This is a genomic window from Mycobacterium sp. BK086 (assembly GCA_004362315.1).
GTDB lineage: Bacteria > Actinomycetota > Actinomycetes > Mycobacteriales > Mycobacteriaceae > Mycobacterium.
The window spans coordinates 223,380-236,958 of sequence record SNWL01000007.1 but is presented as its reverse complement, the minus strand read 5'-3'; the positions used below and the strand labels follow the sequence as shown (position 1 = coordinate 236,958).

Annotated in this window: 13 protein-coding genes and 1 pseudogene; 7 read left to right on the top strand and 7 right to left on the bottom strand. The window is 65.1% G+C overall.

The genetic code is table 11. The features are described 5' to 3' along the window. Window positions 1-38: 38 nt before the first annotated feature. Window positions 39-1,146, top strand: a pseudogene (locus EV580_RS24865) (NAD-dependent epimerase/dehydratase family protein); the annotation flags it as partial. Here the strand turns inward: EV580_RS24865 and EV580_RS24860 are convergent. From EV580_RS24860 to EV580_RS24840, 5 genes are read right to left on the bottom strand one after another with little or no spacing between them, the layout of a single operon-like run. Beyond that, the gene (locus EV580_RS24860) at window positions 1,112-1,864 is read right to left on the bottom strand and encodes a nuclear transport factor 2 family protein (RefSeq protein ID WP_133694535.1); all 753 of its coding nucleotides are present in this window, start codon (window positions 1,862-1,864) and stop codon (window positions 1,112-1,114) included. The pseudogene EV580_RS24865 and the gene EV580_RS24860 sit on opposite strands and share 35 nt — an antisense overlap. 10 nt (window positions 1,865-1,874) lie before the next feature. Next, window positions 1,875-2,468 (bottom strand): TetR/AcrR family transcriptional regulator, encoded by a 594-nt coding sequence (locus EV580_RS24855; RefSeq protein ID WP_286171847.1) that lies wholly within the window; start codon window positions 2,466-2,468, stop codon window positions 1,875-1,877. Further along, the gene (locus EV580_RS24850) at window positions 2,452-3,621 is read right to left on the bottom strand and encodes a sulfotransferase family protein (protein WP_133694531.1); all 1,170 of its coding nucleotides are present in this window, start codon (window positions 3,619-3,621) and stop codon (window positions 2,452-2,454) included. Before EV580_RS24850 ends, EV580_RS24855 begins: the two co-directional genes overlap by 17 nt. Next, complete coding sequence (locus tag EV580_RS24845; RefSeq protein WP_133694530.1) at window positions 3,618-4,646, bottom strand: DUF1214 domain-containing protein; 1,029 nt, start codon at window positions 4,644-4,646, stop codon at window positions 3,618-3,620. Before EV580_RS24845 ends, EV580_RS24850 begins: the two co-directional genes overlap by 4 nt. Window positions 4,647-4,662: 16 nt before the next feature. Beyond that, window positions 4,663-5,082, bottom strand: coding sequence for a hypothetical protein (locus tag EV580_RS24840; protein ID WP_133694528.1), 420 nt, complete (start codon window positions 5,080-5,082; stop codon window positions 4,663-4,665). 107 nt (window positions 5,083-5,189) lie between these two features. Between EV580_RS24840 and EV580_RS24835 the strand changes: the two genes are divergently transcribed. Genes EV580_RS24835 through EV580_RS24810 form a run of 6 tightly spaced genes read left to right on the top strand, consistent with a single transcriptional unit; the run spans window position 5,190 to window position 11,536 of the window. Continuing rightward, window positions 5,190-6,731, top strand: coding sequence for an arylsulfatase (locus EV580_RS24835; RefSeq protein WP_133694526.1), 1,542 nt, complete (start codon window positions 5,190-5,192; stop codon window positions 6,729-6,731). Then, complete coding sequence (locus tag EV580_RS24830; protein WP_133694525.1) at window positions 6,732-7,628, top strand: HAD family hydrolase; 897 nt, start codon at window positions 6,732-6,734, stop codon at window positions 7,626-7,628. Then, on the top strand, window positions 7,621-8,514 hold the full coding sequence (locus tag EV580_RS24825) for a formylglycine-generating enzyme family protein (RefSeq protein ID WP_133694523.1): 894 nt from the start codon (window positions 7,621-7,623) through the stop codon (window positions 8,512-8,514). Before EV580_RS24830 ends, EV580_RS24825 begins: the two co-directional genes overlap by 8 nt. 10 nt (window positions 8,515-8,524) lie before the next feature. After that, a complete protein-coding gene (locus EV580_RS24820; protein ID WP_133694521.1) occupies window positions 8,525-9,592 on the top strand; it encodes an NAD-dependent epimerase/dehydratase family protein in 1,068 nt (355 codons plus the stop codon). Continuing rightward, entirely contained in the window at window positions 9,589-10,362 is a 774-nt protein-coding gene (locus EV580_RS24815; protein WP_133694520.1) for an SDR family NAD(P)-dependent oxidoreductase, read from the top strand. The genes EV580_RS24820 and EV580_RS24815 overlap by 4 nt, the downstream gene beginning before the upstream one ends. A 4-nt stretch (window positions 10,363-10,366) precedes the next feature. Next, window positions 10,367-11,536 carry an AI-2E family transporter gene (locus tag EV580_RS24810; protein ID WP_133694518.1) on the top strand — a complete coding sequence of 390 codons (1,170 nt, stop codon included), beginning with the start codon at window positions 10,367-10,369 and terminating at the stop codon, window positions 11,534-11,536. Window positions 11,537-11,552: 16 nt separating this feature from the next. Here the strand turns inward: EV580_RS24810 and EV580_RS24805 are convergent, their stop codons facing one another. Further along, complete coding sequence (locus tag EV580_RS24805; protein ID WP_133694516.1) at window positions 11,553-12,557, bottom strand: aldo/keto reductase; 1,005 nt, start codon at window positions 12,555-12,557, stop codon at window positions 11,553-11,555. 103 nt (window positions 12,558-12,660) lie between these two features. Beyond that, on the bottom strand, window positions 12,661-13,557 hold the full coding sequence (locus EV580_RS24800) for a DUF4436 domain-containing protein (RefSeq protein ID WP_133694514.1): 897 nt from the start codon (window positions 13,555-13,557) through the stop codon (window positions 12,661-12,663). Window positions 13,558-13,579 lie beyond the last annotated feature (22 nt).

Here is a 13,579-nt window from a genome sequence, read left to right as displayed (position 1 = left end):
TTACCTGCGGTATTGGAAAACTGGAACGTGTTTCAGTTATCCTCGCCGCCATGGGTGACTCAACGCTGACGACTGAACTCGGCCGCGTCCTGGTGACCGGCGGCGCCGGCTTCGTCGGCGGCAATCTGGTGACCGAACTGCTCGAGCGCGGACACTTCGTGCGCGCCTTCGACCGGGCCGCCTCCGCGCTGCCACCTCACGAGCGCCTCGAGGTGCTCCAGGGCGATATCTGCGACACCGCCACCGTCGCGGCGGCGGTCGACGGGATCGACACGATCTTCCACACCGCCGCGATCATCGATCTGATGGGCGGGGCATCGGTCACCGACGAGTACCGCAAGCGCAGCTTCGACGTCAACGTCGGCGGCACCAAGAACCTGGTTCAGGCCGGGCAGGCGGCCGGCGTCAAACGCTTCGTCTACACCGCGTCCAACAGCGTGGTCATGGGCGGCCAGCGCATCAACGGCGGGGACGAGACCCTGCCGTACACGGCGCGATTCAACGACCTCTACACCGAGACCAAGGTGGTCGCCGAGAAGTTCGTGCTCAGCCAGAACGGCGTGGACGGCATGCTCGCCTGCTCGATCCGGCCGAGCGGCATCTGGGGCCGCGGCGATCAGACCATGTTCCGCAAGCTGTTCGAGAACGTGCAGGCCGGCCGCGTCAAGGTCCTGGTGGGCAACAAAGACGCCAAGCTCGACAACTCCTACGTACACAACCTGGTGCACGGATTCATCCTGGCCGCAGAGCATTTGGTCGACGGCGGCTCAGCACCCGGCCAGGCCTACTTCATCAACGACGGCGAACCGATCAACATGTTCGACTTCTCCCGGCCGGTCGTCGAGGCCTGCGGCGAAAAGTGGCCGACCGTCTGGGTTCCCGGCGGGGTGGTCCATGCGCTGCTGAGCGGCTGGCAGTGGCTGCACTTCAAGTTCGGTCTGCCCCAGCCGCCGCTGGAACCTCTTGCGGTGGAACGGGTCTCGATCGACAACTACTTCTCCATCGACAAGGCTCGCCGCGACCTCGGGTACCAGCCGCTGTTCACCACCGAGCAAGCGCTCAAAGAGTGCCTGCCGTACTACACCGACCTCTTCGCCGAGATGAAGAAGAGCTAGGACGCCATCGCCCGCAGCCGCCGCCACGCCGCCTGCGCCACAACGGGTATGCGGGACGCGGCGAACATGCCGTGGAACAGCAAGCTGTCGTCCTTGGGGAGCACTCCCCCGCGCTGCAGTCCGTCGAGGATGTCGTAGAGGGTCTCCCCCTCCTCCATCAAGCCGTCGGCGTTGAAGTGGTAGCGGTCGACGGCCGGGGCCTGGATGAACCGGCCGTTGCCATAGATGCACGGCGCCGAATCGTCGTAGGGATAGAGCCGCAGCGGTCCGGTCCAATGGCCACTGCCGATGTAGCGGATCACTGTTCGCACAGTGCCTTCCGGGGTGACGTCGAGGTACACCTGGTCGGGTAGCGGGTCGTAGCGCCAGTCCGGTATCGCCTCGAAGAACGCGAAGTTGTACGTGACGAAGTCGTCGATGCCCACGATCGTCCTGCCGAAGGTGGTGACGTCGGTGTAGCGGATGTCGGGTGCGTACAGCTCGTGGTTGAGGTCCATGTCGCGGACCAGGAAGCTCCACCAGTATTTCTTGGCCCAGGTCATCACCCAGGACAGGTCGGTGCCGAACTGCGTGCTGTAGTGCTCGAGCTTGCGGTCGAAATCCACGAACCATTGTTTGGTCATCGCCTGCAGTTCGGGCTCCTGGTAGACCCGAATCGGTTCGGCGCGATTGGAATCCAGGTACGTGGGCACATGCCCTTGCAGCCGTGGGCGGTCCAATGCCTGCTGGAACATCTCTTCGTCGAACATTGAAATCCCCTTACTCTGGTAGCTCCATCGACAGCAGGGTCAAAGTCGCTTTCGTGCAGTAGGTCACCAGCTCGTCGCGGGTGAACTTGCCGGTACCGGACAGCCATTCGATGAAAGCCGCAGCCAGCCCGCCGGACAGCAGGGTGGCGTCCAGATGCCGGCGGGGCCGCATTCCTCCCACAAACGCGGGCAACGCGACCACCCCGCGGGCGCGCAAGACGTCGTTGGTCAGCGCCTCCCGGAAGATGATTCGACCGGACTCCGGGTGCGCCTCAAGATGATTGGCGGCCGTTTCGAACGCCGTGCGCAAGCGATCCTCGAACTCGGCCGCACCTGAGTCGGCCACCGCGGCACCGATCGCGTCCCGAAGCTGCTGCACGGCCCGTTCGTACGTCGCCAGCAGCAATGCGTCGGCGTCGTCGAAGCTCTCGTAGAAGTGCCGCGGGCTGACGTTTGCCGCGCGACACACCGCCCGCACCGCCAGCGCGGAAGCACCCTCAGTGCCGACGATCTCGTGGCAGGCAGCGATCAGGCGCTCCCGCCGCTCGCCGGCGCGTTCGTCAGACGATGTCCCCCGCCACCGGTCCTCAGGAGAAGCGCTCACGCAGCTCACCTGGATCAAGCCCGAAATCTTCTGGCGTGCAGCGCTGATAGCCATGCGCCTCCCGCGGGTGCGCGGCGTGATAGGCCTCGACGAACTCGCCCGGTCGCTCGACCGGCTCCATACCGGCCGCGGCGTAGATCATCTCCAGACAGGCGGCGGTGTCGTTCACCAGCATCGAATAGTCCAGGTCGACAAAGGTATTCGTGGCGGAAGCCCGGAAGGCGGCGGCCCGGCGGAACCACAGCTCGCTCTGATCCACCTGCTGACGGCCGACGTCCTCTGCGTCGACATCGTCACTGTAGGTCGCCCGGTACACGCCGAACAATGTCGCACCGGAGGTCAACGTGTCGACGATGTCGCGGTGGATCTGCACCACGATCGCACCGGGGAACGCCTCGACCAGGTGATCCAGCTCCGCGGTATGAGCAGGCGCCTTGAGGACGAACCGCCGCTCATCACGAGAACCAATGAGCTGCAGTATCTCTCGATACCGCGCGTAGGATCCGGCGAAATCCTGAGCCGCAAGCCAGGCGGCATAGGACGGCAGCCGCATCATCGACGTGAAGCCCCAGTTCCGCAGATCGGTGCCCAGCGCGAGCACACACTCTTCGGGCAGATTCGGTCCCGACGGATGCACGAACGCCATATCCGGGTTCAGGGTGTGCAGCAATTGGCTTGCGGTAGAGGTGATCTCCGAGTCCGGCGGCAACCAGGGCGCCACGAGTTCGACCGGCAGCGGGGCGTGCAGCCGTGGATCGCGACCCAGGAGACGGAACAGGAAGGTCGTGCCGGTGCGCCAGCCGCCGACGATGACGATCGGGGGTGCGAGTGGGGTCTCCCGCAGGCCGGGATTGTCCCGGAAGCACTGGGCGATCTGGGCGCCGGCCGTCAGCCGGCCGGCTGCGGCTTGCAGTGCCATCCGGATGCCGACGGCGTTGAGCCTCGCATCCTGCTCGGCTGAGCCGAGGAACACGTCGAGCCCCTCGCGCCAGCCGTCAGCGAAATCATCAACGCTGGCACCGTGTTTGGTGGCGCGCCTGATCACCGCCTCGGCGTCGAACCGGTACTGCTCGGGCCGCTCGGACCGATCCTTCTCCGCTGCCGCGTACACCTGCAGCGCCACGGGAGTGCGGGCAGGAGGAGTCCACGTCATAGCTCGGCCACCCTGACCCGCCGAACCGTCGGCAGCTCTGGATCCCCCGGCGGTTGCAGGAACCGCATGACGAACAGGCCGAACGTCCGACCCTCGGTGTCGAGCCAGTCGTAGCCGTCGATGCCGGGATCGTGCTCGGCGAGTGCGAAGCGAAAGCGCCCGTCCGACACCGTGCTGGTCGCTCCGGTGCGGCACACGACCCGATGCCGGTAGTCGAGAGAGTTCAGAAATCGGCTGTAGAGCACGATGTTCCAGTGCCGGCACTCTGGCACGGCGCCTTCAATGGCGAGCGCCTCCCCCTCGTCGAGGTTCCACGCCCCGCGCACGTATTCGATACCGGGTTCGGTGAAGGCCGCACCGCCCGTCATTGCCGACCAGTGCCGCACGGCGTTCGGCGCAGCGACGTCCTCGACAACCGAGAACTGATACACGGTCGGGATCTGCGCCATGAACGCGCCGAGCTGCGAGAGTCGGCGCTTGAGGTCCGCGGGATCGGGCTGCGGGGCCGAGACGGGTGGATTCACCGTGTCGATCCGGCACCATCCTGGGCGCTGCGGGTCGACGACGTCGTGGATGTAGCGCACCCACACCGACGTCGCACCCGCGGGTACGTCCAGCGCCAACTCGAAGGTGCCATCGGCGTCGATCACCAGGCCGTCGGTGTCGACGCGGGCCACCGCGGCGGCCGTGGCCAGGGTGCCGGAGTAGACCGTGATCGACTGGTACCGGGAGTCGCCGACGTTGCCGGTGATGCGGTAGGCGCGGTCATCCCGGATGTCGGTGATCCAATACCGATAGTCGGGGTTGTCCATGAAGAACTTCTCACGCCAGCCGTTGAACGGCATCAACTCCGGTGTGTCGGAATCACTTTCGAACCGACCGGTCAGGTTGTTCAAGGCGCGGAACAGAGCTCGGAACCCGTCTTCACGTTCCCGAGGGTCGAGGCCGGCGGTGAGCTCGTCGAGCTTCTTCCCGGCATCACGAAGGCCGTCGATCAGGCGTGTCCAGCCGTCTGCCGCATCCATCGGAAACGAGTGTTATCTATGGGTGGGCAGGTGTCAACATCACGTCTTTGACCACCTGCCCGTACGCGGCCTTCTGCTCGCCGGTGAGCGTCGGGGCGAAGACCACGACGATGTCTTCGACCTGCAACATCTCAGGAACCGCAGCGGCGTAGAGCTCTGCGCGTCCGGTGCTGGGGAACTTCAGGATCGACAGGGTGTCGGTGTCGGTCGCCTGCACGCAGCCCGCCTCCGGACACGTCGTCGACGTCACGTCGTGGGCATTCACCGCAGGCAAGTTCGCTTTCGCGATCGCGTCCAGCACGGTATTGACAGAGACATCGTTGAGGATGACCGCGCCGCCGGCTGCGGTTGTGACGGGTGCGTGCGCGCCGTGAGCACCGCAGCCCGCCAACGCCACGCCAAGCACGAGCACCACCAGGCCACGTCGCCTCACCATGGTTCCGAGCGTAGCGAGCGTTGAGAACGCGCAGAACCGTGACAGCCGACCTTCGATGCGAATAGCGTTGGCAGCACGCGGGGATTCGACCAACCAGGAGGCACCTCATGCCTGACGGCAAGCCCAATATCTTGGTCATCTGGGGCGACGACATCGGGATCACCAACCTCAGCTGTTACAGCGACGGAATCATGGGCTATCGCACGCCCAACATCGACCGCATCGCCAACGAAGGCATGCGCTTCACCGACTCCTACGGCGAGCAGAGCTGCACGGCCGGACGAGCAGCATTCATCAGCGGCCAAAGTGTGTACCGGACCGGCATGAGCAAAGTCGGGGTCCCCGGCGTCGACATCGGCTGGGCCGCCGAAGACCCGACCATCGCCGAATTGCTCAAGCCGCTGGGTTACGCCACCGGCCAGTTCGGCAAGAACCACTTCGGCGATCTGAACAAGTACCTGCCGACCGTGCACGGCTTCGACGAGTTCTACGGCAACCTCTACCACCTCAACGCCGAGGAAGAACCTGAGCAGTTCGACTACCCGCACAAGGATCAGTTCCCGCGTCTGTACGAGAAGGCGCTGCCGCGCGGGGTGATGGACTGCAAGGCCCTCGACGAGGTGTCGACAGAACCCGATGACGAGAAATTCGGTCCAGTGGGCAAACAGACCATCGTGGACACCGGGCCGCTGACCGCCAAGCGCATGGAAACCATCGACGACGACATCGCCGATCGCACCGTCGAGTACATCAAGCGCCAGCATGAGGCCGGCAACCCGTTCTTCGTGTGGTGCAATTTCACCCACATGCACCTCTACACGCATGTGAAACCCGAGAGCCGAGGGCAGGCCGGGCTCTGGCAGTCCGAGTACCACGACGCGATGATCGACCACGACAAGAACGTGGGGACGGTGCTCGACGCGCTCGACGAGCTCGGCATCGCCGACGACACCATCGTCATCTACTCCACCGACAACGGCCCGCACCGCAACTCGTGGCCGGACGCTGGCACAACACCCTTCCGCAGCGAGAAGAACACCAACTGGGAAGGCGCGTACCGGGTTCCGGAGATGATCCGCTGGCCGGGAAAGATCAAGGCGGGCAGCGTTTCCAACGACATCATCCAGCACCACGACTGGCTGCCCACGCTGCTGGCCGCCGCGGGCGACCCCGACGTCAGCGACAAGCTGCGCAAGGGCTATCAGATCGGCGATATCGAGTACAAGGTACACATCGACGGGTTCAACCTGATGCCGTACCTGATGGGCGAGGTCGAGCACAGTCCGCGCCGCGGCTTCTTCTATTTCAACGACGACGCCCAGATGGTTGCGATGCGATTCGAGAACTGGAAGATCGTGTTCGCCGAACAACGATGCCAAGGCACGCTGCAGATCTGGGCGGAGCCGTTCACCGAACTGCGGGTGCCGAAGTTGTTCAACCTGCGCACCGACCCGTTCGAGTACGCCGACATCACGTCGAACACGTACTACGAGTGGTTCCTCCGGCGAGACTTCTTCGCCTTCTACGCGACCGCCATGGCCGCGGCGTTCCTGGACACGTTCAAGGAGTTTCCGCCGCGACACCCACCGGCCAGCTTCAGCATCGACCAGATCGTCAAGAAGCTCGACGAATTCTTGGCTGCCGACTAGATGCTGGACTCGTGGCACGACGGCCCCACGAAGTCGGCGCTCGTTGAATTCGTAGCCCGCGCAGCCGATTCGGTGGCACCCGAGGAACGCGTCGCCGTGTTCGACAACGACGGCACATTGTGGTGTGAGAAGCCGGCCTACATCCAGCTCGACTTTCTGGTGCGCCGGATTGCCGAACAGGTGGCCGCCGACCCCGCGCTCGGCGACAAGCAGCCGTACGCCGCGGCGGCCGCCGGCGACCTCCACTGGTTCGGGGACGCCGTCACCAAGCACTACAACGGTGACGACTCGGATCTCAAACTACTTGCCGGGGCCGTACTTTCGGCCAACGCGACGATCAGCACCGAGGAGCACGCCGCCAGGGTGAGCGCATTCTTCGCCGAGGCGAAGCACCCGTCGCTGGGTCGGGCGTACACCGCATGCGGGTACCGGCCGATGGTCGAGTTGTTGCGCTACCTCGAGTCGTTCGGCTTCACCAACTACATCGTCTCCGGTGGGGGCCGCGACTTCATGCGACCGGTCACGACAGCGATGTATGGGGTTCCACCCGAGCGGGTGATCGGCAGTTCGGTCGGATTGATCTTCCAGAACGGCGAACTGCTGACCACCGCGCAACCCGAATTCCTCAACGACGGCCCGGTCAAGCCGGTCCGGATCTGGGGGCGGGTGGGCCGGCGGCCGATCCTCGCGGTGGGTAACTCGAACGGCGATATCGAGATGCTGCAGTACACCGTGGCGGGGGCCGGACCGTCACTGGCGATGCTCGTCTGCCACGACGACGCTGAGCGCGAATTCGCCTACACCGCAGGCGCGGAGAAGGCTCTGGACCATGCCGAGAAATTCGGCTGGACCCGGGCCAGTATGCGCGACGACTGGCGAACCGTCTTCGGTGACTGAGCCCGAGCTGATCCGGATCCCTGGCCAGACCGTCGTGCTGGGGTCCGACCGGCACTACCCCGAAGAAGCTCCGGCGCATTCCGTCACGGTCGACGGCTTCTCGATCCAGGCTCGCCAGGTCACCAACGCCGATTTCGCCGAATTCGTCGCGGCCACCGGCTATCTCACCGTGGCAGAGCGGCCGTTGAACCCTGCCGACTATCCGGGCGCGCCCGCCGCGAACCTGCAACCCGGCTCGATGGTGTTCCACCGCACCAGCGGACCCGTCGACCTGCGCCACCTCAGCCAGTGGTGGACCTGGACACCCGGCGCGTCGTGGCGGCACCCGCGGGGCCCGAACTCGTCGATCGACAAACGGGCCGCGCATCCCGTCGTACACGTCGCCTTCGAGGACGCGCAGGCGTACGCGACGTGGGCGGGGCTGGCCTTGCCCACCGAAGCGGAGTGGGAGACGGCGGCCCGCGGGGGCCTGGACCAGGCCGCCTACACGTGGGGCGAGCAACCCGAAAGACCCGGCGAGCGGCTGGCGAACTACTGGCACGGCGAATTCCCGTGGCGCCCCGAACCCGGCTACGGGCGGACCGCCGATGTCGGCAGCTTCCCGCCCAACGCCTACGGCCTGTTCGACATGGCGGGCAACGTCTGGGAATGGACCACCGACTGGTATGGCGGGACCGAGGCCGCCAGCTACGACCCCGCGCAGCCTCAGTTCAGGGTCCCGCGCAAGGTCGTCAAGGGTGGCTCGTTCTTGTGCGCGGACAGCTACTGCATGCGCTACCGGCCCGCCGCACGCCGTCCACAGATGGTCGACACCGGTATGAGCCATATAGGTTTCCGCTGCGTGAGGCGCCATGCTTCACTAGAACGCGTTCCAGAACCGCGATGAAGGGGGCTTGATGTCCGACGCTGTGCTGGTAACCGGCGCATTCGGGTTGGTGGGAAGCGCGACGGTCAAGCAGTTGGCGAGCGCCGGCCGTCGTGTGGTGGCCACCGACCTCGAGACCGAGGCGAACCGCAAGGCCGCCGCCGACCTGCCGTCCGGAGTGCAGGTGCGCTGGGCCGATCTCACCGACCCGGCCGCGGTCGAATCGCTGCTGGCGGTGGTGTCCCCCGCCGCGGTCATCCATCTGGCCGCGGTGATTCCGCCGCTGTGTTACGCCAAGCCAGGGTTGGCCTACAAGGTAAACGTGGGCGCAACCGCGAACCTGGTGAAAGCCGCTGAGGCACAAGCGAAACCGCCGCGCCTGGTGCAGGCGTCGAGCATCGCCGTCTACGGGCCGCGCAACCCCTACACGATCACCGATGTGCTGACCGCCGAGACGCCGGTGAACCCGTACGACAACTACGGCAAGCACAAGGTCGAGGCCGAGGCGTTGGTGCGGGCGTCGAGTCTGGACTGGGTGATCCTGCGGCTGGGCGGCGTGCTGACCACCGAACCCAACCTGGGCATGGACCCCAATCTGATCTTCTTCGAGGGCGTGCTGCCCACCGATGGACGGCTGCAGACCGTGGACGTCCGCGACGTGGCGTTCGCGTTCGCCGCGGCCACCACGGCCGACGTCCTGGGCCAGACCCTGCTGATCGGGGGCGACGACAGCCACCGGCTGCGGCAGGGCGAGATCGGGTCGGCGACGTCTGCGGCCATGGGGCTGGTCGGGGCGCTGCCGCCGGGACGCAAGGGCGACCCGAACGACGACGGCGGCTGGTTCGCCACCGACTGGATGGACTCGGCGACCGCCCAGGCCGTGCTCAAGCATCAGCATTACTCGTGGCCGGACATGCTGACCGAGACCGCCGACAAGGTGGGCTGGAAGCGGTACGCGTTCCGGGTCATCGCGCCCGTGGCCCGCGAGTTCCTCAAACGCCAGTCGCCGTACCGCGGCCAACCGCCCGGTTACGGCAATCCGTGGGAGGCGGTGCGGCGCAAGTGGGGTGCTCCGGAAAACGACGGGAAGGTGTCATGAGCGAACGGGTGGCGGTCATCATCGGAGGCGCTTCCGGGATCGGCTGGGCGACGGCACAGACACTGGCGGCGCAGGGTGCGCGGGTGACGATTGCCGACCGCAACACCGAGCTGGCACAGGAGCGCGGGGCGACGCTGGGCGAACCGCATACCTGGGCGGCGGTGGAGGTCACCGACGAAGCCTCGGTGGCAACGCTTTTCGACGATGTGGTGGCACGCGAGGGCGGGCTGCACGTGGTGGTCAACTGTGCCGGGTTCAGCGGGTTCGGGGTCATCACCGAATTGGATGTCGAGCAGTTCCGCTCGGTGGTGGACGTCTGCCTCAACGGTGCGTTCATCGTGATCAAGCACGCCGGGCGTCATCTCGGCGAGGGCGGCACGTTGGTGTCGCTGACGTCGCTCAACGCCCGCCAGCCGGCGATCGGGATGAGTGCCTACTGTGCGGCCAAAGCCGGGCTGTCGATGCTGACACAGGTGGCGGCATTGGAGTTGGGCCCGCGCGGGATTCGGGTCAACGCCGTCGCACCCGGCTTCGTCCACACGCCACTGACCGAGGGCGCGGCCGTGGTCCCCGGAGTGGTCGACGAATACGTCGAGAACACCGCGCTGGGACGGGCAGGCACGCCGCAGGACATCGCCGACGCGGTGGCGTTCTTGTGCTCGCCGCAGTCCTCGTGGCTGACCGGAGAGATCCTCGACCTCAACGGCGGCGCGCACTTGAAGCGCTACCCGAACATCGCAGAGCACCTGACCCGGCTGATGAATCAGTAGTTCGGTGAACACCGAATTCACCCTGACCCAGAAGCGCGCGCTGGCGATCATCACGCTGCTCGCCCTGGTGTTGGGGGCGTACTTCCTGCGGCACTACTTCATCCTGGTGGTGATCGCGGCGATCGTCGCCTATCTGTTCACTCCCCTGTACAACCGGTGCCGGCAACGGTTCGGGTCCGGCCTGTCGGCGACACTGACGGTGCTGGCCGCGTTGGCGACCGTCATCATCCCCGTTGGAGCGTTGTTAACGCTTGCGGTGCTTCAGATTTCGCACATGGTCATCCATGTGGCGGACTGGGTGGAGACCGCGGACATGTCCACGGTCGGCAACAACGCGCTCGAGTACGTCAACCAGGCGCTGGCCAAACTGCCGTTCGGCCACTTCGCCGTCTCGACGGATTCGCTGCGCGACACGATGATCAGCGTTTCCCAGAACCTCGGCCGGTGGGCGCTGCACGCACTGCAGGGTGCCGCGGGCGGGGTGATCGGCGTGGTCACCTCCGCGATCATCTTCTTGTACGTGCTGGTCTCGCTGCTGACCAATCAGCAGCAGTTGCTCCTGTTGATCCGCAGGCTCAACCCGCTGGGCGAGGAGGTCACCGACCTCTATCTGGCCAAGATGGGCGCGATGGTCAAGGGAACTGTCAAGGGCCAGTTCATCATCGCGCTGGTGCAGGGCGTGCTGGGCGCGGCGTCGATCTACATCGGCGGCTTCCACCAGGGGTTCTTCATCTTCGCGATCTTCCTGACCGCATTGTCGGTGATCCCGCTGGGCAGCGGCATCATCACGATCCCGTTCGGCATCGGGATGATGTTCTTCGGCAACATCGGCGGCGGTCTGTTCGTGGTGCTGTTCCACATCATCGGCGTCACCAACGTCGACAACTTCCTGCGACCGATCCTGGTGCCGCGCGAGGCCCGGCTGGATCCGGCCCTGATGCTGCTGGCGGTGTTCTCGGGTATCGCGATGTTCGGCTTCTGGGGCATCGTGCTGGGCCCCGTGCTGATGATCATCATCGTTACGACGATCTCGGTGTACCTGGCCGTGTACAAGGGCGTGGAGATGACATCGCACGAACCACCAGAAAAGCGCCGCCGAATGTTCCGGCGGCGCCTTCGGGCTGAAGCTGATGCGACGGCGGCCGCCGCGGACGGCGAGCCTTCGGAAGACTAGTCAGGCCCAGGCAGTCTCACAGTTCACCGGTGCCGTCTACTGCGAAGGCCTCGATGTGCGCCAGTTCGTCGTCGGTGATGTCGAGGTTGTTCAATGCCTGCAGACTGTCTTCGAGTTGAGCGACGCTCGACGCACCGACCAGGGCACTGGTCACCGCCGGCTGCCGAAGCACCCAGGCGATCGCCAGCTGCGCGAGCGATTGGCCGCGTTGTCTTGCTATGGCATCGAGACCGCGGGCCCGCTCTAGATAGACCTCGGAGATGTTGGCCTCAGTCATCCAGCGGCCCACGCTGGCTCGCGAGCCGGCCGGAACACCGTTGAGATAGCGCGAAGTCAGCAGGCCCTGGGCCAATGGGGAGTAGACGATGCTGCCGGCACCGATCTCCGTGATCGCCTCCCACAGGCCTTGCTCTGGGGCGCGATCGAACATGTTGTAACACGGTTGATGGATCGTCAGGGGCACACCCTCCGCCTTCAGAGCGCTGGCAGCGGAACGGGTTTCGGCCGGATCGTAGTTTGAGATTCCGACATAGAGAGCTTTGCCCTGACGAACGGCGTGGGCCAAGGCACCCATGGTCTCTTCGATGGGTGTGTTGGGGTCAGGCCGATGGGAATAGAAGATATCGACGTAGTCGACGTTCAGCCGGGACAGGGACTGGTCGAGTGAGGAGAGCATCGTCTTGCGCGATCCCCACTCGCCGTAAGGCCCCTCGGACATGTCGTAGCCGGCCTTCGTCGAGATGACGATCTCGTCGCGGTGGGCTCGGAGGTCCTGTTCGAGAATGCGACCGAAATTTCTCTCCGCCGATCCGGCGGGAGGGCCGTAATTATTGGCCGCGTCGAAGTGGATCACGCCAAGATCGAAGGCGCGCCGCACGATGGCGCGCTGGATCTCGAGAGGTCGGTCGTCGCCGAAGTTGTTCCACAGCCCCAGAGAGATACGGGGCAGCATCAGACCGCTTCTACCGCTGCGCGCGTATTCGATGACGTTGTAACGGTTTGCGTCAGCTACATAGCCCATAACTCAAGGATCATCTGAGTCGTGACGGGATTTTGCACGCGCTCGCACCACATCGCTCAGGAAAACTGATCGATACAGCTGCGGACGGCGACGCGGCCGAAGACTAGTCGACCTGTTTGAACCAGGAGATGACGACCATCACCATCGCGGCGACCAGAGCGACGATCACCCACAGCACTAGGGCCATGTCGATCCAGGCGCCTGGCGGCGGTGCGCCGGGCAGGATGTTGCGCAGCGGCACGATCGCGAAGAGCATTGCGGCATACCAGGTTGCGAACGGCATCTGGAATTGCTTGCGCCTGGTGATCACCAGTATCGAGGTGAAGATCGCGATGGTCGGCAGCGTGAGCAGGACGATAACGATGCCGAGGTCGAACGCCAGCGGGCCGAGCGCGCGGCTGAAGGTGACCTGGGTGGCGTCGCCGTCGCCCTTGGCGTTCGGAGAGGGCGGAACCTGCTCGCTGGAAAGATCCCAGCCCTGCAGGGCGCCGGCAATCTCGACCTTGGCCGGGATGATCTTGCGATCCTCACCCTCACCGACCAGGATGTCGGCGCTGATGCCCTGGGTCTGGTACCGATCGAACGGCCAGGTGTTCACATCGCCGTCGACATCGATGGTCGTGCTCACCTCTGCCGGTGACGCACCTGCCGGATACTTCAAGTCTCCCAAGGAGTTCCACGGGTGTAACCGGACCGCGATGTCTTCCTTGAGAACATCCAGCTTCTCGTCGACCAACGAGTCCGCCGGGATGACAAGCACTTTCGCGTCGACCTTGTAGTCGACGGTGCGCAGGGTCTGCAGCGTGATCAGGACTGTTGTCTCTGATCCATTGCCTTCGCCCGACGCCTCTAACTCCTTGGCTGAGCCGGACAGCCACCAATAGCCGAACAACGTGACGATGTAGGCAAGCACCACCACCAGCACCACGAGGATGCCGACGGTCTTACCGCGCTTGGCGGCGGGAGCCGGGGTCGCCGGCTCAACAGGGGTCGTGGTCACGCCGGGAATGCTATATGGACCC